This is a genomic window from Acinetobacter sp. SFD, assembly GCF_001647575.1.
Lineage (GTDB): Bacteria > Pseudomonadota > Gammaproteobacteria > Pseudomonadales > Moraxellaceae > Acinetobacter > Acinetobacter pecorum.
Map to the genome: position 1 here is coordinate 199,851 of NZ_LSZJ01000015.1, position 23,458 is coordinate 223,308.

Here is a 23,458-nt window from a genome sequence, read left to right on the forward strand (position 1 = left end):
AATGAATAAACATCCCTCTGGAAAAATCTCTCAACCAGTTTTGACCGGTGTATTGATAGGCCTTACCGTTTTGCTCAGCGTATGGATCTGGCTGAGTCATCAAAATAAAAAAAACGGTCATCATGAGCATGAGGGTGAAACTGAACAGCATGATGGCCACGCTGAAGAGGGTAAAGAGAAAAAGGAACACAGCGACGAGAGAGAAATAAAACTCTCAGCGCAACAAATAGTTGAACATGGTCTCAAAATTGAACAAATAACGCGGGGTCATGTGGAAAGCTACATTTCACTTCCCGGAAAGCTCGTTGTAAATACCGACCAGCAAGCACATATTTCACCGAACTTCAGTGGTCATGTCGAACAAGTCAATGTTGCTTTAGGTCAAGCTGTAGAGCGAGGTCAAACACTTGCTGTGCTCTCGGTACCTGAACTGATTGACCAGCAAGCTAACTTAAATATAGCGCAGTCTAATCTGCGTCTGGCCCAACAGGAATATCAGCGTGAGTACCAGCTTTGGACACAAGGCATTTCGGCAAAACAAGACCTGCAACGCGCTGAAAATGCCTATCGCCAGGCAAAAATTACCGTACAGTCTCAGCAAGCGCGTTTACAGGCTTTGGGGGCGACAGGTCAAAATGGACGTTTCGTCATACGCGCACCCATTTCAGGAATGATCAGCCAAAAAGACATTGTTGTCGGTGAGAACGTCCAACTGGCCGATCAGCTTTTTGTGATCGAAAACCTTAATGGCCTCTGGTTAGAGTTTAATATTCCAAATAACTCGTCCATCCCGCTTCAAGCAGGACAAGTTTTAAACTTTAAAGCCAATGGTTCTGATCAAAACTACCAGGCGAAAGTACAAACCTTCAATGCACAAGCAGATCAACAAACTGGACGTTTACAGGTTCGCGCCAAAGTCACCACCCATGCAGAAGTCCTACGTCCAAATGTTTTGGTGAATGTCTTGGTCAATGATACACCAGCAAAAACGGCATTAAGAATTCAGAAAAAAGCTCTACAGCAGATTGAAGGAAAGTCTGTGGTATTTGTCATTGAATCTGAGGAAAAGGGCCAGCTTCATTTGAAAGCACAGCCCATTGAGGTGGGGATGGGCAGTCATGATGGACAATGGCTAGAAGTGATTTCTGGATTGGGCGAAGGGCAAAAATATATTGCCGATGGTAGTTTCCTACTGAAATCTGAATTAGAAAAAGACGAGGCAGGTCATGAGCATTAATCAAGATTTACCTCGTCCTGAAGGCTTGTTTGAGCGCATTATTCAGTTTTCGATTCAAAATGCAATTTGGGTGATGCTCTTTGTCTGTACATGGATTGCAGTAGGTATTTATAGTTATCAGAAATTGCCGGTAGATGCTGTTCCCGACATTACCAATACCCAGGTACAGATCAATACCCAAGCCAATGGCTTCACTGCGCTTGAAGTTGAACAACGAATTACTTATCCGATTGAGAATGCGATGGCAGGTATTCTAGATTTGGAACTGACCCGCTCCATCTCGCGATATGGATTATCCCAGGTCACAGTCGTATTTAAAGATGGGACAGATATCTACTGGGCAAGACAACAGATCAATCAGCGTGTGCAAGAAGTACAGGCTGATCTACCCAAACAGGTCTCACCATCCATGTCACCGCTATCCACAGGATTAGGTGAAATCTATCAGTGGGTACTCAAAGTAGAACCCAATGCAAAAAAAGATGATGGATCAGGCTATACCGCGATGGATTTAAGGGAAATTCAGGATTGGATTGTTCGACCACAATTACAACGTGTCAAAGGCGTTGCTGAGGTTAACAGCATTGGTGGATTTAATAAAACCTATGTGATTTCACCCGATCTCAGCCATATGCAACAATTGAATATCAGCTTAGATCAATTACAGCAAGCACTGACACTCAACAATGAAAACCGTGGTGCAGGTTTTATTGAGGATAATGGACAACAACTGACAGTACGTATACCAGGTACGCTCGATACTGTTAATGATATTGAAAATACCATGATTGTAAGCCCGAACGGTAGTCCAATTCGAGTGGGTGATATTGCTCAAGTGCTGATCGGACATGACTTAAGAACAGGGGGGGCAACCTATAACGGCGAAGAAACTGTTCTCGGTATTGCGATGATGGCGATGGGTGAAAATAGTCGCACCGTATCGAAAGCGGTAGATGCCAAGATCCAGGCTATTCAAAATAGCCTACCTCAGGGCGTACAGATCGAAACGGTTTATGACCGCACAGGTTTGGTGGAAAAGGCCATCAAAACGGTACAAAAAAACCTGATTGAAGGTGCCATTTTGGTCATCGTCATTCTATTTTTATTCCTTGGCAATATCCGTGCAGCCTTGATTACGGCCTGTGTGATTCCTCTTTCCATGTTGTTCACACTCACAGGCATGGCACAAAAAAATATTAGCGCCAATCTCATGAGTTTAGGTGCTTTGGATTTTGGCATTATCGTGGATGGAGCCGTGGTGATTGTCGAAAACTGTATACGTCGTTTGGCCGATGCTCAACAACAGTTAAAACGAGAGCTTACTCAAGAAGAGCGCTTTAAAGAGGTGTTTCTAGCTGCACGACAAGCAAGACGCCCCCTCATTTTTGGGCAGTTAATCATTTTAGTAGTCTATTTCCCCATCTTTGCCTTGAGCGGTGTAGAAGCAAAAATGTTCCATCCAATGGCACTGACTGTGGTTTTAGCACTTGTTGCTGCAATCATTTTGTCGATTAGTTTTGTACCCGCTGCGGTTGCTTTGTGGGTGGAAGGCGACATTCAGGAGCAAGAAAGTCGCTGGATGCTATGGCTAAAATCAAATTACCAACAGGTTCTTGATCTTGCTTACCAATACAAGGCAGTTGTACTGACTTTTGCATTGTGTTTACTGGTTATTACAGCTTTGATCAGTACCAAACTTGGCAGTGAGTTTGCGCCACAACTGAGTGAAGGTGATTTTGCGGTACAACAGTTACGATCACCAAGTACAGGTTTAGAGGAGTCTCTACGCATTCAGGAAAACACAGAAAAATTATTGTTAAAAAACTTCCCTGAAATTAAAGCAGTATTTGCAAGAACTGGGACAGCTGAAGTCGCAACAGATGTGATGCCACCCAATATCTCTGATGGTTATATCATGTTGAAAGCACGTCATGAATGGCCAACTCCTAAAGAGAGTCTAGATAACTTACGTAGCCGTATGGTGGCATATTTAGAAACAATTCCTGGCAATAATAGTGAATTTTCACAGCCGATTGAATTACGTTTTAATGAGTTGATTTCAGGTGTCCGCAGTGATGTCGGGGTGAAAATTTTTGGTGATGATATGCAAGTCCTCAATAGTGAAGCTGCTAAAATCGCCAAAATTATCCAGAAAATTTCTGGCAGTAGCGCCGTAAAAGTGGAGCAAACCTCCGGGTTGCCTTTACTCAATATCGAGATTAATAAGGAATTAGCTGCACAATATGGCTTGAGCGTACGCTCAATTCAAGATCTCGTTGCAGCAAGTATCGGCGGTCAAAGTGTAGGCGAGATTCTAGAAGGTGACCGACGCTTTGACTTTGTGGTTCGTTTAAGTGATCAAGACCGTAATCTTGCAAGTGTTGCTCAGTTGCCATTACAGCTTCCGAATGGTGGACAGATTGTATTGGCGGATGTTGCGATGGTGAGTACGATTGAAGGTGTGAATCAGGTCAGTCGTGAAAATGGTAAGCGTCGTATTGTCGTGACGACCAATGTTGAAGGCCGTGATTTAGGATCATATGTCGCAGAACTACAAAAGCAAGTGAAAAATTATGAGCTGCCAAGTGGTTACTGGATTGAATATGGTGGGCAATTTGAAAATCTGGCTTCAGCCAGATCACGTATGCAAATAGTGATTCCACTTGCCTTACTGACAATCTTTATTCTACTTATGGCTGTTTTCCATAATGTTAAAGAAAGCCTTCTTGTTTTTACCGGTGTACCTTTTGCGTTGACAGGTGGAGTATTGTTCCTTTGGCTTCGTGATATTCCATTATCGATGTCAGCAGGTATTGGATTTATTGCATTGTCAGGTGTCGCCGTACTGAATGGACTTGTAATGTTGACGTTTATCAAAGAGTTAAGATCTCAATACAGTTTGGAGGAAGCCGTTTGGAGAGGGGCGATCTTACGTTTACGCCCCGTATTGATGACCGCTTGTGTGGCTTCACTTGGTTTTGTACCCATGGCTCTTGCCACAGGAACTGGTGCGGAAGTACAGAGACCCTTGGCAACTGTGGTGATTGGCGGGATTATTTCATCAACTTTGCTTACTTTAGTCCTGTTGCCGATACTGTATCTCTGGATAAATAAGCACCAACAAAACTCTAAACTATTGGTGCGCCAGTAATATCCATAATACGAATTAGATCTTATAAACGATAGGCATTATAGAAACCTGTTAAATAATTATTTCTATCAGTGCCATCTTTTTTTCAGAACTGCTTAAAAACAAGCCGACATATATTAGGGTCGGCTTGTTGCTACGGGGAGGGTGGCTGAACTATTTATTAAGCAATGTTTCATTGGGAACCAATTAGGTTAAATTTAAACAGGCTTCTATCGGGTGGGTGGCTTTGATCAATAATTACCAGATTTGATTAATGATTTATTCTTATACATATTTTCATCTGCTTCAATAATGGCAGTTGATAACCCATATGTCGGATTACGCATTGCCAGGCCAATTGCAGCACTAATACCAGCTTCTGCGAAAGCCTTTTGAATTCTTGATACAAGTCTTTTAGCATTTTCCAGATTGGTTTCTATGCTGAGTACAGCGAACTCATCACCACCTAAGCGAGCAACAATATCATTGCTACGGACTATATCCTTTAGAGTGAGTGCCATTCTCTGGATTAGATCATCACCCGCCGTATGTCCCAGGCTATCATTTGTAATCTTAAGATCATTAAGATCTATCATTAATACAGCGGTAGGATGCCCATAGCGTTTGCACCGCTCTTCTTCTAATTCAATTAAACGGTCCCAAGCACGGCGATTAAAAAGCCCAGTCATTGGATCAGACAATGCTTCCAATTCAAACCGTTCAGCTCTACGCACATGTTCAGCCGCTTTTAATTCAGCCTGAATCGTATAACTAAGCACTTTGGCTATGAGGTCGAATAGTGGAGTATCTTCAACAAGAATTTTAGATTGAGGTTCAGGATCAATCGCACAGAGGGTACCAAACAGTGAGCCATCTTCTTTTAAAAGAGGTTGACCAATATAGGCTTGAATAGTAACTAGCTGATTTATTGGTGCATTCGCATATATTTGAATATCAGGTGAATAGGGAACTATACGCGGCGCATTATTTAGTACCATTTGTGAGCAGAAAGAATCAGCCCAATTAAACACTTGCCCAGGCTTAATGTCATAACCATTGTCTTCACTCAACAGTACAATCCAGTCATTACCCTCCGTACGGGTAATCATCCATAACTTAAATCCAAATCGTTGAGATAAAAATTTTAAAATGGCTTGGCCAGCTTCTTCAAAATTCTTGAAATTTGCATTGTGCATAGAGAGAACCTATTTCCGTATAGTCTGATAATTTACTGTTATTCTAACCAACCCTGATATTCACCAATAATTTAATTTACTAAAAATAAAAAAGCTAAAATACTGTTTTGACAAGAGTTCTACATGTTGGCTAGCATTGAATATTCTTAAGATGTTTATAATAGCTTAAATTTAAATTTAGATCTTTTAGGAGGCTCTCTTTTGTGTATTCAGAGGACTCAAGCTTAAGCATATTAGATAAGAAATTGGTTTCAAATTCACGAGGATAATCTTCACATAAAATTATTTTCTTCTTTTCAACTGAGATAATATCTGATTCAAGCTGATTTATATAACCAGCGAGAGTATTTTCTGATTGTTCTATGGACGTAATAATTGAATTTACCTTATCTTCAGGCTGTGATCCTTGGCAAGCACAAACGGAAAAGGATAGCAGTAAAACAGGTAAAAGGTTCACTTTCATGGTCTATTCATCTCTATCATTTTAATTAAAGTATAACTATTATTTTTCCAAATAAAACCAAGTGTTTGCATCAGGTATTTTCAACTTATGCTCAACATAAAGACGCAAATTTCCGGAAATGTTCAATAGCTTTGTTATTAAAGGTCATTTTTTATTTGACCTTAAACCAACAGTGTTATTTGGATGCGATAAAATAAATAAAATCAACCAATTAGATTGTTTAAATTATGAATTTACAGGTTTGTCAGGAATTTTTACAATATTTTTCGAATACTGATCCATATTTTTTAATTGCTAAAGTTGAATATTAACACCATATATTTAATTTTGACCCCTACTAAGTCAACTTCTCAAGTCTCAAGCATAATTGAATAGGTTGATGATATTGATAAAATTGATTTCGCTTATATTAATTTCAATCTAATAAAAAATCAAAAAATTGCTCTCCAAGAGAGTTTTATAATTTAAAACCTTGTAACGCTTTAATTATAGGTCTTTCTTTTTTAATTATATAAAATATAGCTGTAGAAGTCGGAGAGCTTCCTAATGACAAAAATTGAGATCTTATTAATTATTTTAGCTGTCATGATTATATCCATGATGATTTACGCCGTAGGACAAACATTCAATTAGGTAAAGCCACTCGAAAGAGTGGTTTTTAATACCGAATATATAATGTATTTGTAATATACTGCTATTCTAATTAACTCAGAATAATCGTATAAAATATATTCTAATGAGATTAAGAATATAACCATGATGACTAAAATAGAAATATTTATATCCATATTGGCGGTGATAGGGATTGCTAGTACTATCTACATGGTTTGCCAACCGGTTAACTGAATTATTTGATCTTGCACGAGATTTTCTAGAGAAAGATTTTTGGTTGTTACGTAATATCAATTTCAGTAAAATTTTGGCCGATCTAACATAATCTTACAAAGTTATTTTCTCACTCCTTAGTATAAGTTGAAATATAATGTAAAGTTTCCCCCTTATACAAAGGGGAACATCATGAAAAATCTAGGTTTTTTTCTAGTTATTGCAATTTTATTTGGTTGCAATCAAAAAGAGTTTGATGATCCACCCTCAGATTCAAAAGTAGCGAATGAACAAAAACTCAGTGCTATAAGAGAAATAACAAAAAACTTCATTCCTAATCCTGATTCTGCAAAATTTCGCAATCAGATAGGGGACTGCGGAGAAGTGAGCTATGCTATATGGAAAAGCCTGACTCCTACAGTTCTTATAGTCGATTTGTTGTGATTGATGAAAATATAGTACTCATTGAACATCAGATAGACTCAAACCAGTTTGAACTGTCTTGGAACAGTAGCTGTATTCAAAGTTGGAAATAGAAGAATGAAGCCTTCGACTGAAGGGGCTATTCATCAGATAGATCTATTTCTGGTCTTTCTGATCTCCATAATCTTGAGCAACCTGTTGTGCCTCGGTTGCGGCAGTTGCCTCTATTGGAATGGATTCATCTGCATTAGTTAAGGTGCTAGTAAATCCGAATAAAGTTAGAATTAGAATCTTTGAATACGTTTCCAGCTGAATTTCCTCTATCTTTCTAAAACTTGTGTAGATACTCTGGCTAAATTGAGATGTATTAGCTATGTCTGTAAATGTAAGCTGAATTCTCATAATTAACTAGTCATTGCAATAGCAGAGTGTAAGATAAATATGAAGTTATGATATGGTGTATCGGATTTAACTTATGTTCACCTAAAGTCTAGTTCATAATAAAAAAATAGTTAATGATTAATAAAAACATGTATTTATAAACATTATTTTTATATCTTATTTTTTATGGTTCAGGAACTTGGTGAATTCTAGGTCGTTTTTAGAGTAAAAGATGGAAATTGCTAGACCTCTACCATGTCAACGTAGAGGTCTCAGTAAAAATAAAAATTTATGAAGTAGTTTTATCGTTTTGGCCAGGTAACCGTATCGGCATAATTTTTTAAAACAAATTCACGCGTATCTTCTGCGATAAAGGCCTCTTTAACGAGTTCTACTTCAGGTCTCTGAGCAGCTTTGCTATTGGATACAAGCACACTGTCATATTCCTGGTTATCTTGTTCAAGATAAATTGAATCACGTTTGGGTATCAGGTCAGCGTGAATAGTATATGCGCCTGCCATAATTGCTAAGTCTGAATCATTAAAGCTAACGGGCACTAATGCATGTTCAACTTCTAAGAATCTTAGTTTTTTGGGATTAGCAGTAATATCTTTTAAGCTGGTTTTCGCACCTGTATTAGACTTTAATTCAATCAATTTAGCTCGTGCTAATAAATTTAGTGCACGTCCTCCATTTGATGGATCTGATGGAATTATGACTTTAGCTTTATCTGGTAGCTCATTAATATTTTTATATTTAGGTGAATATGCCCCAAACATCCCATTAAAAGTAGAGGCTATCGCTACTAAATCCCAATTATTTAACTCTTTTGCTGACTGCATATAATACTTATGCTGGAAATAGTTCAAATCAGCCTCATCATCTGCCACTGATTTGTTCGGAATCAGACCATCATTGGCATATTTAATTTTCAATTCAATATTTTGTTCTTTAACTTTATTCTTTACATATTCAGCAACTTGTGGATATGGAGGATTATCTCGTGTAAGTAAAGTAACTACTTTAATTTCACTGTTCGCAGTAGTAGCTGTTTTATCTTGTTTAGCACAGCCTGACAACCCAAAACCAATTGATGCTGCAAGAGCAGCAGTCAATACATTTTTAAATTTCATAGATATTCCATTATATGCGCTGTTTGCGCAGTTGTATTAAATAGCGCCTTAAATTTTTAGGACGCTTAACGTACAGTGCTAGGTTAGAAATAGCCGATATTTGGTACAGTTTTTTTATTGACTAAAATGTCACCTAATACTTTAGCTTTCAGGCTGACTGAGTTATGCGTTGATAGCGTACGAATATTGCGCCAGTGACGATCATTTAATGTATCTCGTCCCATTGCGGAAGCACCGATAACTTCGAACATCAGATTGGCAGCTTTTAGGGCTAGCGGATCAATTGCGACTTTTACTTTTGCTGCATCTGCCGCTGCTAGCTGCAGTACAGAATCATAGCTAGGAAGGTCTAAATGCTGGATCACACGATCTAATGAACGTGCTGCCCGTAAAACGGCATTTTCAACAATAAAAGAAATAGAAGAAATTTCACCCGCTTTTTCCAGAAAAAGCGGTTCATCATGCGCTTGTTCAGCATTGCCATAGCTGAACGTGCGACCACGAGTGGCCAGGAGCACAGCAGTACGATCTTCTACAGCTTTGGTTTGGCCTGCAATAATGGCTTGAATGTACAGCTGTGCAAATGGCTTATTCACTAAACCATTTCGTTTAGGCCAACGGATTTCATCTTCGGAGATGGCAACCCTTTTAAATAACGTAGTACCACTGGCAGTGTTACGCTGGCCGATGCCAATCCAGTCATCAAGAATTTCTACTCCTTCACGATTTGTCGGCACAACTACATGGCATAAAGAATCTAGGTGACTTTGTGCCCATACCAATACGTAGTCAGCATGCAAGGTACCAGTAGTGAAGTATTTTTTTCCGTTTAAAAATAGTTTGTTATTTTCATTTAGGATATGGGTTATCAGCTTGCCGTTGCCAACATTATGTGAAGATGGTTCAGCCAGGGCATTACTAATAATTTTTCCACTAGCAATACGCTCAAACCATTTTTCACGGTATGAAGGATCGGGATGTCTCAACACATCTTCAGTAAACTGAAAATGTGAGTGGAAAATATGTGCTACATCAGAATCTGCGCGTCCTAGCTCTATAATCACAGCAAACAGTTCTTCAATGCTGAGTGCTTGACCACCATATTGTTTCGGCAGACGGAGTGCACCCAATTTTTGTGATTTCAGATATTGAACAATCTGAACTGGTGGCAGTTCACCATTAGCATCACGTACTTCTAAATCAGCTTTAACTGCATCAATCAATGCAAGAAATTCTGGACGCTCGTGGTAGGGAAGTGATGCATTTGAGACCTCCTTAACTTTAATATTCATAAAACTAGACTTCCTATATACTTATTGTTTTTCCCAAGTGACTGTTCCTGAATAGTTTTTCAGTACGTAATCACGAGTATCATCGGCCGTAAATGCATCTTTAATTATTTGCACTTCAGCTTTTTGCTGTGACTTGGAATTCGCTACTAAAACCGCATCGTAATTGTGATTATTTTCTTCCAAATATAGGGCATCTCGCTTTGGCACAAGGTTGGCATGGACTGTATAGGCACCGTCCATAATTGCTAAATCTGAATCTTTGTAACTCACTGGCACTAATGCATGCTCTACTTCAATAATCTGTAATTTTTTTGGATTAGCTGTAATATCTTTAACACTACTTTTTGCACCGGTATTTGGCTTCAGCTCAATTAAATCAACTGAAGCCAAAAGATTTAATGCTCGACCACCATTGGATGGATCTAAAGGAATAACAACTTTAGCTCCCTCCGGCAAATCCTTTAGACTTTTATATATCGGTGAATAAGCGCCAAAAATACTGTTAAATGTGGTACCTATAGCATTTAGATCCCAGTTATTTATTTCTTTTGCAGACTGCATATAAGTTATGTGTTGGAAATAATTTAGATCAGTTTCATTTTCAGATACTGATTTATTAGGAATCAAACCGTCAGTGGCATACTTAATTCTTAATTCAATATTCTGTTTTTTAACTTTATCTCTTACAAATTCAGCAATTTGTGGCAAGGGTGGATTGTCACGTGTGAGTAAAGTTACTACTTTGATAGCGTCAGCATCTGCTTTTGTATCTTCCTGTTTTACACAGCCTGCCAAGCCTAGACCAACAGATGCACTCAACATTGCATTCAATGCATATTTAAATTTCATATATAAATTAATCCCTTAAAAACGTTTATCTAAACGCTTCACAAAATAGTTGCCAGTAAATTGAATGATCTGAACAATAAAAATAATGATAAGCACAGTGAAAATCAGAATATCTGTTTCAAAACGATGGAAACCATATCTAATAGCAAAGTCGCCAATACCACCGCCTCCTACAATTCCAACAATCGTGGAATAGGAAAAATAACTTACTGTCACGATAGTGATTGAGTTAACAATTGCTGCACGTGCTTCTGAAAACAGCACTTTATGTACAATTTGAAATTTAGTTGCGCCCATTGCTTCCGCTGCTTCAATTACCCCACGGTTGACTTCTAGCAAAGCTGCCTCAACAAAACGGGCAAAATATGGAATACAACTAATTGTCATAGGAACAATGGCGGCTGTTGTACCAATTGAAGTTCCCACAATTAAGCGTGTTAAAGGCACAATAGAAATAGCGAGAATTAAGAAAGGGAAAGAACGGATGAAGTTCACCACCGCATTTAAAATCCCATTTACTAAATTATTGCTAGAAATTGAACCCTCACGAGTTAAATACAGCGCAGTGCCGACTATTCCACCAAAAATAATGCCAAGAAAAATCGTCACAGACAGCATATAAAAGGTTTCGCCCAGTGCTGTTTGAATTTCAGGCCAAATACCAATTACTTTTTCGTACATATTAAGAAGTCTCTTTTAAGCTGGTACTGACATCATTGAGCAATAGTTTTGAAATAATAGATTTGACCGGTTGCTGGATTGGCTGATTGAGGTCAAACTCTTCAATTACTTGGCCTTGTTCCATTACCGCAACACGGTTGCAGATTTTGTGTACTAGTTGCATTTCATGAGTCACGATCACTATCGTAATACCAAACTGTTTATTGATCTTTGACAGGTAATGCAGAATCGATTCTTTAGTTTGTGGATCGACAGCAGAAGTTGGCTCATCGCAGAGCAGAATTTTGGGCTGGGTCACAATGGCGCGGGCAATTGCAATACGCTGTTTCTGTCCACCGCTAAGTTGACTTGGATAAGCATCTTTTTTATCTAATAAATCAACAATTTCTAGGCACTCTAAAGCACGTTTATGACGTTCTGCTTTTGGCACACCTGAAAATTCTAACGGCAACTCAATATTTTCTAGAGCAGTGCGGTTGGTCAGCAAGTTAAAATGCTGAAAAATCATACCAATGGATTTACGCTGTTCGAGTAATTGCTTTTTTGATAATCGTAAAAGGGAAATACCTTCTATTTTAATATCACCAGTATTGGGGCGTTCTAGCAGATTAATCATGCGCAATAATGTTGATTTTCCTGCACCACTAAAACCGATAATGCCAAATACATCGCCTTGATGAATATTTAGACTAACATCGGAAACAGCCGTGAATTGACCATCCTTTTGTATAAATGTTTTCTTAAGATCCTGTAGTTGTATCATCATTTATTCTCTATGTTTAGCTCAGCATCACTGATGCAGTAGTCCTATGCAGCTCAACATAAATGAGAATTTAATATGTTTAAAATAAATATTTTTAATAAAATTATATAAAAATAATGAATACTAAATTTAAGATTGATCTATTATCCACCCTTTACAGAAGATTTATATCAATAATTCTAATAAAATTATAATGAAAAATTATGATTTTGTATGAAATTTATCAATTATATCAGTGTGTTAGTAATATTTATTAAAAAAATTTCTGTAATTTATTGATTGAGATAATAACGTTACTTTTATTCTTTTATAAACAAAACATAGCTTATTCTGAATTTTATCTTTTCATATGAATTATATTCACTTCGCTTTAAATTAGAGAGAATCTAGAATCCGCGAAAAATTAATATAGATCAATTTATAGCTAAGAATTTGTTTTTTAATATCTTTTTTTGTAATTTAATCTAAATATTCAAAGTTAATTTATAAGATAGTCACTTGCAACATCTACTTTAGATACTCAATTTAGGTGAATAGGGGTTTTGATTCGTTCTGTTAAAAACTAGAAACCCTTAATTCAGTATTTTTTGTTAGAAAATTTCTTTTGTATGAATGAAGAGAATACTGATCTTCCTAAATAATGCATATTAAATTCACATAGAATAAGCTCCTGAATTTTTAAATAAATTTGATAGCCAGTATGATATGAGCTATTCAAATATCAAATTAGATTTCAAGCAGACAGCTGTGCAGCGCGATTATGCCGAGGTTAAATTTTTAATGAAGATTGAAGACATCCATGCTTTTATTGCTTTTGTTAAATTGCAATCCACGAGTCTTACTGCTCAACAATTAGGTATCACACAACCTGCAGTTACACGTCGTATCCAGAGTCTAGAACAAGCCTGTTCAGTGCAACTTTTTGACCGAAATACTCGCCCTTTAAAGTTAACCGCAAAAGGACGAGAAATATATGAACAGTGCTGTATTATCGAGCAAGAGTTCAATAGATTGAAGCAGATTATTGCTTTGCAAAGTGCAGATTCAACACATCTTAGGATAGGAATTCCAAATAGCCTGTCAGAGTCTGGTATTTTTGGAATGATACAAGACCTCCAAAAAGATTTTCCCTCTGCAAAAATTGAAATTAGTACAGGGTGGGGTAAGGAATTATTATCTAAATTAGCTCACGATGAACTTGATGGCGTGATTTCTACTGCAAAAGAACATAATGCTTTTCCAAAAGATTATTCTCTGAAAATTATGGGTACCTTACATATTAGGCCTGTAGTATCAAAATCTTTAAGCAGATCAGGTGTTTCAACATGGGAAGACTTGCAGGATCTAGGTTGGATTTTAAATAATAAAGGATGTGGATTCAGAGAATTTTTAACTGAACAATTAGAAAAACAGCATAAACAGCTAAATTTAAAAATTGAAGTTACTGGAACTAGAATCCAGTTGGATTTAATACAACAGGGAGTTGGTGCTGGTTTCTTGGCACAGGAATTAATCTTTCAAACTCCTCATTTTCACCAATTATCAATTATAGATACTGAAGAACTAAATCTAGATGTCATTGTTTACAATGCACGTCGAGAAAACTTGAGCCATGCACAAACTGAATTATTTGATGTAATTATGGAACGTTTTAACCAAAAATTGCATTTAGCGTAATCTAAAAACCATTCTTATGCGTGAAATTAATATTAGTTTATGATAAATATTTATTTAACGCATACTAATTTTTAAATTACAGTTGTTTCAAGTTCAAAAAAATATTTTGGAAATTGAAATGACAATTCAAATTTTAGGCATGATTGGCCATCGTCTTGCTTCGGAAACGATCCCAGCAGAAGGCCCAGTATTTAATCCAGATTATGTTGCAAATTTTGCTAAAGCCCATGAGGATGCTGGATTTGATCGGGTATTGATTGGTCAATGGTCAGATCAGCCCGATGGCTTTATTGTAACGGCTCATGCAGGTGCAAATACTTCGAAATTAAAGTTTTTATTAGCACATCGTCCAGGTTTTATAGCGCCAACTTTAGCTGCACGTAAGTATGCAACTCTAGATCATTTACTTAAAGGTCGTTTAGCAATTCATGTTATTACCGGGGGAAGTGATCCAGAACAACAGCGTGATGGTGATTTCTTAACTAAAGCCGAACGATATGCCCGTACAAAAGAATTTTTAGACATCGCTAAGCTTTCCTGGTACAGCGATAACCCCTTCCAGTACAGTGGTAAATACTATCAAGTCAAAGATGGTTTCTCAGAAATCAAACCTTATCAATCTCATTTGCCAGTATATTTCGGAGGTTCTTCTCAAGAAGCATTAAATGTAGCTGCTAAACATGCAGATGTATTTGCACTTTGGGGTGAGCCTTTAGCTGGTGCTGAAGAGCTTATAAAAAATATTCGAGCAAATGAAGTAAATTTTGAGCGTAAAAATCCACTGGATTTTAATATCTCTTTCCGTCCAATTATTGCAGATACCGAAACACAGGCTTGGGAAAAGGCACAGGATATTTACAGTCTGACTCGAGAGCAAATTGAAAACCGCGGTCTGCGCAAAGATAAACAAAGTGCTCAAAGTGTAGGAGCCCAGCGTTTAGTGGAGTTGGCATCACAAGAAGTGCATGACACTAATTTATGGACTGGCATTTCTACCTTAGTACATGGCAACCATAACTCTACAGCTTTAGTAGGTACACCCGAGCAAGTAGCAGAATCTATTGCAGAATATTATAAGCTAGGTATTAACAGCGTATTGATTCGTGGTTTTGACCCATTAAATGATGTCATTGAATACGGCAAAGAACTACTACCGAGCATCCGTTATAAAACAGCCGAACTGGATAAATTAAACAAGATTGCCTAGGCCTTGCTGACAAAATATTAAAAAGTGTGATTGAAATGAAAAAAATATTAGTTGGCATTATTAGTGCTGTTTCAATAAGTTTAGCTGCTTGTAATAAACAGGTTAATCAAGCTGAAAATACAAAAGAAGTGACTAAACTTAAAAATTCAGCACAAATTGAACTCAAAATTGGTGATCAAAAAGGAAATATGCGTGCCCAGCTAGAGGCTTCAAAACTTCTAGATGGTATCGATTATAAAATTTCATGGTATGAATTCCCGGCAGCAGCTCCAGTTGCCGAAGCATTAAACGCTACCGCGATTGATATTGGTTATCTTGGAGATGCACCATTCATCTTTGCAAATGCAAATGGTGGTCATGCACGCGCAATTGCGGTTAACCGATATGATCCCTATGCAGTAGCTTTACTCGTACCTAAAGATAGTCCGATTAAATCCATTCAGGATATCAAAGGAAAAACTATTACAGCGAATAAGGGCTCGATTGGTCAGCTGGTTACATTACGTGCTGTAGAACGTGCTGGCTTGAAAGCTTCTGATGTAAATTTTAAATTTTTGCCACCAGCAGATGGCAAACTTGCTGTTGCAAATGGCAATGTTGATGTATGGGCAGTTTGGGATCCATACACTGCCTATGCTGAAGTCATTGATGGTTTTCGAATCATTGAAAATGGACGTGGATTATATTCAGGTTTTACATTCCTTGCCGGTACAGAGCAAGCTTTAAATGATCAGCAGAAGCGTGCAGCTATTCAGGACTTTATCTACCGGCTTGAAGAATCTCAGGAATGGGTAAATAAAAACTATCAGTCATTTGGTAAAGAACTTGCAAAAATCACCGGAATTCCAGAAGAACCAGCCACATTAGCATTCAAACGAAAAAATGCCACATGGACTAGTATTACTGATGATGTAATTGCCACTTCGCAAGACACAGCAGATTTCTATCATAAACACCAATTATTAAATCAGAAAATTGATGTAAGCGGTCTGTTTGATCGTGAGTTTAATACAAAGCAGGCAGGAAATTAATATGGCTAAATATCTGAATGTTTTAGCACCTGTAATTAATGCTATTGAGCAAGGATTGATAGAACAACTGGATGAGCAAAACTTAATTCAGCGCTTTACACCTGAGTTTAAAAAGCTCCTCCAGGATTCAACCTGGCTTGAACCAGAGTTTAAAAAACCGCATCCAGAATATTATCAACAATATCTATTGTATCTAGATCCTGAAGAGCGTTTTTCCATTGTCAGCTTTGTTTGGGGACCAGGTCAAAAAACACCAATTCATAACCACGAAGTATGGGGTGCAATTGGTGTGCTTGAAGGTGCAGAAGTCTCTACACCTTATACCTGTGATGAGGCAGGTTTACATCCAGTTGCTCAAGGCGATTATCTCGAAGTGGGAGATATCGACTGGTTTACACCAACTACGGGAGATATTCATGCTGTTAACAATGCCTTTGAGGATCAAGTCTCAATCAGTATCCATATTTATGGTGCAAATATAGGCAAAGTTGAGCGTTTTACCTATCAACTAGACGGTACAGCTAAACCATTTATTTCTGGTTATTCAAATTTTTAAAGAGTGATGTTAAAAGAATGAAAACTATCGTTTATCAAGAAATCCGTGAAAAATTACTGGCTGGCGAGGAAGTTGCTATTGTAGATTTAAGGGAAGAGCATATCTTCGCCCAAAATCACCCCTTATTTGCGACAAATATATCTTTATCACGTCTCGAAATTGAAATTTATAACCGTATTCCTCGTCTAAATACACTCACGGTTATTTATGATGATGGTGATGGTCGTATTGAGCGCGCCTATAAAAAACTTAGCGAGTATGGTTATAGTAACATTGCAGTTTTAGAAGGTGGCGTAGAAGCATGGCAACGTGATGGTGGTGAATTATTCATTGATGTTAACTCTGCCAGTAAAGCATTTGGTGAGTTTGTAGAGCATCATAAGGGCACACCATCTCTTAGTGCCGAGGAACTAAAAGCAAAAATTGATGCTCAAGAAAATATCGTCATTTTAGATGCTCGACGTTTTGATGAATATCAGACTATGAGTATCCCAACTGGGATGAGTGTTCCAGGCGCAGAATTGGTTCTGCGTGCACCTTCATTGGTTAAAGATGAAAACACCCAGATTATCGTAAATTGTGCTGGTCGTACTCGCAGTATTATTGGTACTCAATCACTAATTAATGCTAAGTTGCCTCATGAAATTTTTGCATTACGAAATGGAACGATTGGCTGGACACTAGCTGGACAACAACTAGAGCATGGTCAGCAACGTTCATTTGTAGCTCTTGATACCCAGATCGATGCGCAAGCAAAACAAAATGCTGCAGAATTGGCAAAGCAAGCAGGTGTAAAGCAAATCAGTTTAATTGACTTACAGAATCTACAGGCACAGGAAGATAAAACCACTTATATTTTTGATGTACGTACTGAACAGGAATATGCAGCAGGGCATTTACCTGGTAGTCGTTGGGTAGCAGGTGGTCAGTTGGTACAGGAAACTGACCATTATGCTGCAGTGCGTGGTGCTCGTATTGTTTTAGTTGACGATCAACTTATTCGGGCATACATGACCGGTTCTTGGTTAGCACAAATGAACTGGGATGTTTATGTGCTAGAAGATGATTTTACGAAACTTTTGGCTGAAACTGGAGTATGGAAACCTGCTACACCACAGATAGATGTTGACTTATTTATTTCTCCAGAAGAGCTGCAACAACTTTCAGCAACACAAAATATTGCTATTTGGGATTTCACTACTGCAGCCAATTACAAAAAAGGGCATATCCCAAATGCACAATGGGTTTTGAAAGCAGATGTACCTAAACTGATCCAGCAGTCAGAATTTACAAACAAAGATGCCATTGTTGTGACTTGTGGTTCTAGCTTGCTTGCTCAATATGCAGTTCCAGAAATTAAAGCTCAAATCAAATCAACTCAAAAAGTGTATATCTTAAAAGGTGGTAATGCTGCCTGGGGGCAGGCAGGTCTGCCATTATCACAAGAATTAGATTTACTTTCAGAAGAGATTGATCGTTATAAACGACCTTATGAAGGTACCGATAATTCAAGAGAAGCAATGCAAGCTTATCTTGATTGGGAGTTCGGTTTAGTCGATCAGCTTAAGAATGATGGCACACATGGGTTCTTTGTAATATAAGATATTAAGTTTATTCAAAATAATAACCATTCTAGGCCAAGAAATATATTTTCATATTTCTTGGCTTAATTAATATCCGGTTCATGTAATTCATAACTAAATATTAAAAAATTTGACGTTATCACTAGTAATCTTTAATCTATATCAATATTAATGAACTTATTATCAGTTGTTATCTATTTAACTTATGTTCACCTAAAGTCTAGTTCATAAATAAATTACAATATATTTTAATATTATTTAATAACTTACATGAGTTTTTTGGTTTATTTAAAAAACCTGATTCATGAACTTCTTTAAAAAACCATTTTTGTTGTATCTTAAATTTGAAAGGGTTGGACTAAGTTTAGTTTTTAAATATTTATGTAACAAAATCATATAAGATTATGATGATGCGTAAGTTATTGATAAGGGAAAAATGTCTTTTTCTGACCTAAAAATAAGGGAACAAAATGCTTGATCATAATGAATTAACCCTCAAAACAATTAACGATTTGTTGACAATGTCATTTTTTATTCCAGCTTATCAGAGAGGTTATCGTTGGTCTGCAAGACAGGTTATTGAGCTATTAGAAGATGTTTATGAATTTTGCGATAGAAAAATTAAGGTAGACGAAGATTTTTACTGTTTACAGCCTGTTGTTGTAAAACAAAGAGGTGAGCAATGGGAGCTCGTGGATGGTCAACAAAGATTAACAACAATTTTGTTGATTCTGGGTTATTTCAATAGCCGTTTTGCCGAGGATTTTAGAAAACAACTGTATACACTAGAATATGAAACTCGCCCAGAAAGTCGTGAGTATTTAGTTTCATTGGATGAAAATAAAAGAGATCAAAATATTGACTTTCATTTTATCTTTGAAGCCTATTCAAATATCAGAGCATGGTTTAAGGATAAAGTACATAGAATTAATGATATCGAATCGGTGTTCTTAAATAAGGTGAAGATCATTTGGTATCAACTAGCTGAAGCAGAAAATGTTACCGATGTTTTTACCCGTTTAAATATGGGGAAAATTCCTTTGGTGAATGCCGAGCTAGTTAAAGCACTATTTCTAAAATCCAGTAATTTCTCAAGCGCAGGTCAAACTGTAAGATATCTGCAACAGCTCAATATCGCTCAAGAGTGGGATGCCATTGAAAAGCGCTTACAGGATGATGCATTTTGGTATTTTGTAAGTAATCAACCAATCGCCTCTAACCGTATAGAGTTTGTATTGGCGTTGGCAGCGAGAAAGCTTAGCAGTGAAGGGATTCTTGAACACGATAAACTCAAAGTCTTTCTGCAGTTTAATAAACAACTGCAGAACAATGATAATGAAGTTGATGTGGTCAAAGAATGGCTAAAGATAAAACAATGCTTTATGACCCTAGAAGAATGGTTTAATGATAAAGCATTGTTCCATTTAGTCGGGTATTTGGTTTCACAAAAGGTAGCTGTTGAAACAATATTCGATTTAAGCGAAACCTGTAAAAGTAAATATGCTTTCCGCCAAAATCTTATAGAGCAGATATTTGTAAAAACTTTTGCTAATAAAAACTTAAATGATGTATCTAAGGCATTAATTGAAGCTGAACTATCTGAGCTGAATTATGAGACTGACGCCAAGAAGATAAGATCGATTTTGCTCCTGTTTAATATTGCCAGCTTGTTAGCAAACCCTATAACTAACTCACGTTTTCAGTTTAACAAATACAAGCAGGACAATTGGGATATTGAGCATATACGTTCTGTGGCTTCAGATATGCCGAGAGATAAAAATAAACAAATAAAGTGGCTGGAGAATGTTGTTGACTATATTTCTGACGTTAACACGATTCATATTGAAGAAAGATCGACAGGAAATAGTGAGACTTCGCATGCCATTAAAAAAGATGCAACTGAGTTAGTAAAAACGGACTTTAATGATCAACAGTTTGAGGCGATTTATTTGCGTATTTTGTCTTTCTATGACCCAGGAGGCGATAATATAGTCGATAATTCGATTGGTAATTTAACCTTGTTGGATAGCACAACAAACCGCAGCTATAAAAATGCAGTATTCCCAATTAAACGCTCAAAAATCATTGCACTGGATAAAGAAGCGACTTTTGTTCCGCTATGTACCAAAAATGTATTTTTGAAATATTACAGTAAGCAGGTCGATAAGATGCTGTATTGGGAATCGAAGGACAGTCAAGATCATCAGCAAGCGATGATACACAGTCTTTATGGCATTTTTTGTGGGGAAGGAGTGCATATATGAGTGGCAGAAGTTTAACTTTTTATAGCTTGTTTAACCAAGTTGATTCAGTAGAAATTCCAATTTTGCAACGCGACTATGCACAAGGTCGATCAGAAGAAGAAGAAGTGAGGACACTGTTTTTACGCTCATTATTCAATGCACTAAACCAGCAGGATGGTCCTGTGCGACAACCGCTAGATCTAGACTTTGTTTATGGTAATTACGAAAACAGCGAGAGTAAAGTTTTTTCTGTACTAGATGGGCAACAACGTTTAACCACTTTATTCTTGTTGCATTGGTACCTAGCTGCAGCCAATGGTCGCCTTGAAGATTTTAGAGCACAGTTTGTTTCTAAAGATGGGCAATCACGCTTCACATATAAAACAAGACCTAGTACTACAGAGTTTTTTAATGCCTTGGTGGCCAGTGATTTTGTGAAAGGTGATATTACTAACAGTAAGAAAATTTTTATCAGTAAGCAAATCATTGATTGTCAATGGTTTTATTTGTCTTGGAAACAAGATCCAACTGTTCAGGCATGCCTTTGTATGCTTGATGCTATTCAGGACATGTTTGCTGATCGAGAAAATGACTTCTTTGAGAAACTATTAGTGATAGATAAGCCATTTATCACTTTCCAATTTTTGGATTTACATTCGTTTGGTTTATCAGATGAGCTATATATTAAAATGAATGCTCGTGGAAAACCGCTTACTGTATTTGAAAATTTTAAGGCAAAACTTGAACAATTCATTGAAAGCTGTGCTGAACCATGGCCAGAATATCGTCTCTCCTTCAGAGAAGGAAAGGTAAATGGCTATGACTATTTTATTCATAAGATCGATACTGATTGGGCTGATTTATTTTGGCCTTATAGAAATGTATGCTCAGATGACAATACATTTGATGATGAATTTATGAACTTTTTTCGTCTGATTATCATGTATCAATGCTTGTTGAATAATAGAGCATCAACTGATTTCTTAACTCAGGCAACGGATGCACTTTTGGGTGATCAGGGGCGTTTAAAAGAACCAAGTCTGTCAAAATATGAAGAGCTGAACTGTTTTAATCAAAATTTGATCATCCGCTTTATACAAATCATCGATCTGATTTGTGATAAAGGATTGAAGAATAATAAAATTCGACTCTATATGGCAGAAACCTATTATTACGCGGAAGAAGAAACCTTTAAACGAATTATCAGCAATGGCGCAAGTTATGATGATAAATTACGTTTTTTTGCTTTTTATTCTTACTTGGTAAAGGGTGAGGATTTGGGTGAATTAAAGAATTGGATTCGTGTAATCTATAACTTGGTAGAAAATACGGTTACGGATTCTGCGAGTAAGTTTTACCAAGCACTGTTTGTCATTGATGAATTAAGTAAGATAGATTTACCAATTTTGGATGCCCTAAAGGCAGATTGTAAGGTACCCGCTTTTTTACAAGCTCAGGTACTGGAAGAAAAGATAAAAGCACATCTAATATTGAAGTCTGATGAATGGCATGAGGTCATTATCAAGGCGGAAAAACATCATTTCTTTAATGGACAAATTGGCTGCATTTTAAATTTTGCAGGTATCTTGGATTTTTATAGAAAGTACAAGCATTGTGATTGGGAAGATACTTTTAATAAACAGTACTTTGAAAGATTTAACCGATACTTTCATTCGCTTAGTTATGTCTTTAATGTAATCGGAAAAAGTTCTTCATCGATTGGATACGCATGGGAAAGGGCTGTATTAAGTAAAGGTGTTTATTGCACTTCAGCCACTTGGGATAGGTTAAATCTACTCAGTAGCAGAAGTACTAAAAGTAACATACCGCGAGACCATAGCTGGCGCCGAGTATTGCGTATAGGTGATGAAGCTATTGAGAAAAAGCAAACGTATGTTAAGGCAGTATTAGATGATCCGTTGTTTACTACCAATAATTTAGCTGTTTCTTTGCAAGCAATTTGCGACGAAGCATTACATAATACCGAATTGGATGCTTGGAGACATGAATTAATCAAACATAAGGAACTCTTTGACTGCTGTGAACAAGGGTTTATTTCACATAATGCTTCTGAGACCATATTGCTTGGTAAGTCTCAGCGTAATCATTATCACTGTGAGTTTTTCACTAAAGCTTTAGAACTTGAGCTTCAAGCAAGCAAAAACCTAATTTTTCCTTTTACATTGATAAACTATGAGGCTGTTAAGTCCCGTGAAGAAGATGCTGGAATCGTCATAAAAGTCTTTGATAAAAAGGACTATCTCATAGAGATTAAAAGACCTGCAGCCAATTTTACTCTCTATTTTAAAGATGTTAGTCAGGCAGAATACCCAGATAAGCTAAAATATATTCTTGAAAATCATGGTTTTAATTGGGGCGGAGATAGTTCTGTTTTTCATAATGGACAGATGAATATGCAGCAAGTCAAAAATAAGCTATTTAATTTATGCGATGCTTTAAAGGGTCTGCAGGATGAGTAACGTTGGTTAGTCAGTATCGTTAAATTTTTTCATATCCTGCTCATAATGGAGCAGGATATTCTCTCTTAGTATCTTGTTCTGATTCTAAGCTTATCTACTTTAGCTAAAGCTTCTTTTAAAAAATCTGCTCTCTTTACAAACATTTTAAAGCTTCAGTGGCTGCATCAACTAATACCTCGTTTTCATTTTCTGTTGTTCTTTTAGGCGAAGAAACAATACCTGAATAGCCACCGATTTTGTAGACACTCTTTAGTTAGATAAAATGGCTAATTAACGAGGTGTTTATGAGCAGTAGCAAACGATATCCT

At 37.0% G+C, this 23,458-nt stretch carries 17 protein-coding genes; 10 read left to right on the forward strand and 7 right to left on the reverse strand.

Annotation, left to right across the window (positions count from 1 at the left end; all coding sequences use genetic code 11):
* Position 1 precedes the first annotated feature (1 nt).
* Positions 2-1,237, forward strand: a complete 1,236-nt coding sequence (locus AY605_RS13135; RefSeq protein ID WP_064096822.1) for an efflux RND transporter periplasmic adaptor subunit — start codon at positions 2-4, stop codon at positions 1,235-1,237.
* Positions 1,227-4,388 carry an efflux RND transporter permease subunit gene (locus AY605_RS13140; protein WP_064096823.1) on the forward strand — a complete coding sequence of 1,054 codons (3,162 nt, stop codon included), beginning with the start codon at positions 1,227-1,229 and terminating at the stop codon, positions 4,386-4,388. The genes AY605_RS13135 and AY605_RS13140 overlap by 11 nt, the downstream gene beginning before the upstream one ends.
* 230 nt (positions 4,389-4,618) lie before the next feature.
* On the opposite strand, the gene AY605_RS13145 is transcribed toward AY605_RS13140, so the two are convergent.
* The gene (locus AY605_RS13145) at positions 4,619-5,563 is read right to left on the reverse strand and encodes a sensor domain-containing diguanylate cyclase (RefSeq protein ID WP_064096824.1); all 945 of its coding nucleotides are present in this window, start codon (positions 5,561-5,563) and stop codon (positions 4,619-4,621) included.
* Positions 5,564-5,693: 130 nt separating this feature from the next.
* Positions 5,694-6,026 (reverse strand): hypothetical protein, encoded by a 333-nt coding sequence (locus tag AY605_RS13150; protein WP_064096825.1) that lies wholly within the window; start codon positions 6,024-6,026, stop codon positions 5,694-5,696.
* 1,017 nt (positions 6,027-7,043) lie between these two features.
* On the opposite strand from AY605_RS13150, the gene AY605_RS13155 reads away from it, so the two are divergent.
* Entirely contained in the window at positions 7,044-7,295 is a 252-nt protein-coding gene (locus AY605_RS13155; protein WP_228138657.1) for a hypothetical protein, read from the forward strand.
* Between the two features lie 662 nt (positions 7,296-7,957).
* On the opposite strand, the gene AY605_RS13165 is transcribed toward AY605_RS13155, so the two are convergent.
* The 5 genes from AY605_RS13165 to AY605_RS13185 all read right to left on the reverse strand — a co-directional run bounded on the left by AY605_RS13165 (position 7,958) and on the right by AY605_RS13185 (position 12,376).
* Complete coding sequence (locus AY605_RS13165; protein ID WP_064096827.1) at positions 7,958-8,788, reverse strand: MetQ/NlpA family ABC transporter substrate-binding protein; 831 nt, start codon at positions 8,786-8,788, stop codon at positions 7,958-7,960.
* An 83-nt stretch (positions 8,789-8,871) separates the two neighbouring features.
* Positions 8,872-10,080, reverse strand: a complete 1,209-nt coding sequence (locus tag AY605_RS13170) for an acyl-CoA dehydrogenase family protein (RefSeq protein ID WP_081406377.1) — start codon at positions 10,078-10,080, stop codon at positions 8,872-8,874.
* 21 nt (positions 10,081-10,101) lie between these two features.
* Positions 10,102-10,929 (reverse strand): MetQ/NlpA family ABC transporter substrate-binding protein, encoded by an 828-nt coding sequence (locus tag AY605_RS13175; RefSeq protein WP_064096828.1) that lies wholly within the window; start codon positions 10,927-10,929, stop codon positions 10,102-10,104.
* Between the two features lie 15 nt (positions 10,930-10,944).
* Entirely contained in the window at positions 10,945-11,610 is a 666-nt protein-coding gene (locus AY605_RS13180) for a methionine ABC transporter permease (RefSeq protein WP_064096829.1), read from the reverse strand.
* 1 nt (position 11,611) lies between these two features.
* Entirely contained in the window at positions 11,612-12,376 is a 765-nt protein-coding gene (locus AY605_RS13185) for a methionine ABC transporter ATP-binding protein (RefSeq protein WP_212839211.1), read from the reverse strand.
* A gap of 702 nt (positions 12,377-13,078) precedes the next feature.
* Between AY605_RS13185 and AY605_RS13190 the strand changes: the two genes are divergently transcribed.
* The 7 genes from AY605_RS13190 to AY605_RS13220 all read left to right on the forward strand — a co-directional run bounded on the left by AY605_RS13190 (position 13,079) and on the right by AY605_RS13220 (position 23,150).
* Positions 13,079-14,050 carry a LysR family transcriptional regulator gene (locus tag AY605_RS13190; RefSeq protein WP_081406378.1) on the forward strand — a complete coding sequence of 324 codons (972 nt, stop codon included), beginning with the start codon at positions 13,079-13,081 and terminating at the stop codon, positions 14,048-14,050.
* Between the two features lie 118 nt (positions 14,051-14,168).
* A complete protein-coding gene (locus tag AY605_RS13195; RefSeq protein WP_064096831.1) occupies positions 14,169-15,257 on the forward strand; it encodes an LLM class flavin-dependent oxidoreductase in 1,089 nt (362 codons plus the stop codon).
* A 35-nt stretch (positions 15,258-15,292) separates the two neighbouring features.
* Positions 15,293-16,288 (forward strand): ABC transporter substrate-binding protein, encoded by a 996-nt coding sequence (locus AY605_RS13200; RefSeq protein WP_064096847.1) that lies wholly within the window; start codon positions 15,293-15,295, stop codon positions 16,286-16,288.
* A 1-nt stretch (position 16,289) separates the two neighbouring features.
* Positions 16,290-16,844, forward strand: a complete 555-nt coding sequence (locus AY605_RS13205; protein ID WP_064096832.1) for a cysteine dioxygenase — start codon at positions 16,290-16,292, stop codon at positions 16,842-16,844.
* 17 nt (positions 16,845-16,861) lie between these two features.
* Positions 16,862-18,445, forward strand: a complete 1,584-nt coding sequence (locus AY605_RS13210) for a rhodanese-like domain-containing protein (protein WP_064096833.1) — start codon at positions 16,862-16,864, stop codon at positions 18,443-18,445.
* Between the two features lie 452 nt (positions 18,446-18,897).
* Positions 18,898-20,691 (forward strand): DUF262 domain-containing protein, encoded by a 1,794-nt coding sequence (locus AY605_RS13215; protein WP_064096834.1) that lies wholly within the window; start codon positions 18,898-18,900, stop codon positions 20,689-20,691.
* The gene (locus AY605_RS13220; RefSeq protein ID WP_064096835.1) at positions 20,688-23,150 is read left to right on the forward strand and encodes a DUF262 domain-containing protein; all 2,463 of its coding nucleotides are present in this window, start codon (positions 20,688-20,690) and stop codon (positions 23,148-23,150) included. The genes AY605_RS13215 and AY605_RS13220 overlap by 4 nt, the downstream gene beginning before the upstream one ends.
* The last annotated feature ends 308 nt before the right edge of the window (positions 23,151-23,458 follow it).

Bases quoted from the DNA above. Each gene is read 5' to 3' on its own strand.
- AY605_RS13135 (WP_064096822.1), top strand. From the start codon at position 2: ATGAATAAACATCCCTCTGGAAAAATCTCTCAACCAGTTTTGACCGGT.
- AY605_RS13140 (WP_064096823.1), top strand. From the start codon at position 1,227: ATGAGCATTAATCAAGATTTACCTCGTCCTGAAGGCTTGTTTGAGCGC.
- AY605_RS13145 (WP_064096824.1), bottom strand. From the start codon at position 5,563: ATGCACAATGCAAATTTCAAGAATTTTGAAGAAGCTGGCCAAGCCATT.
- AY605_RS13150 (WP_064096825.1), bottom strand. From the start codon at position 6,026: ATGAAAGTGAACCTTTTACCTGTTTTACTGCTATCCTTTTCCGTTTGT.
- AY605_RS13155 (WP_228138657.1), top strand. From the start codon at position 7,044: ATGAAAAATCTAGGTTTTTTTCTAGTTATTGCAATTTTATTTGGTTGC.
- AY605_RS13165 (WP_064096827.1), bottom strand. From the start codon at position 8,788: ATGAAATTTAAAAATGTATTGACTGCTGCTCTTGCAGCATCAATTGGT.
- AY605_RS13170 (WP_081406377.1), bottom strand. From the start codon at position 10,080: ATGAATATTAAAGTTAAGGAGGTCTCAAATGCATCACTTCCCTACCAC.
- AY605_RS13175 (WP_064096828.1), bottom strand. From the start codon at position 10,929: ATGAAATTTAAATATGCATTGAATGCAATGTTGAGTGCATCTGTTGGT.
- AY605_RS13180 (WP_064096829.1), bottom strand. From the start codon at position 11,610: ATGTACGAAAAAGTAATTGGTATTTGGCCTGAAATTCAAACAGCACTG.
- AY605_RS13185 (WP_212839211.1), bottom strand. From the start codon at position 12,376: ATGATGATACAACTACAGGATCTTAAGAAAACATTTATACAAAAGGAT.
- AY605_RS13190 (WP_081406378.1), top strand. From the start codon at position 13,079: ATGAGCTATTCAAATATCAAATTAGATTTCAAGCAGACAGCTGTGCAG.
- AY605_RS13195 (WP_064096831.1), top strand. From the start codon at position 14,169: ATGACAATTCAAATTTTAGGCATGATTGGCCATCGTCTTGCTTCGGAA.
- AY605_RS13200 (WP_064096847.1), top strand. From the start codon at position 15,293: ATGAAAAAAATATTAGTTGGCATTATTAGTGCTGTTTCAATAAGTTTA.
- AY605_RS13205 (WP_064096832.1), top strand. From the start codon at position 16,290: ATGGCTAAATATCTGAATGTTTTAGCACCTGTAATTAATGCTATTGAG.
- AY605_RS13210 (WP_064096833.1), top strand. From the start codon at position 16,862: ATGAAAACTATCGTTTATCAAGAAATCCGTGAAAAATTACTGGCTGGC.
- AY605_RS13215 (WP_064096834.1), top strand. From the start codon at position 18,898: ATGCTTGATCATAATGAATTAACCCTCAAAACAATTAACGATTTGTTG.
- AY605_RS13220 (WP_064096835.1), top strand. From the start codon at position 20,688: ATGAGTGGCAGAAGTTTAACTTTTTATAGCTTGTTTAACCAAGTTGAT.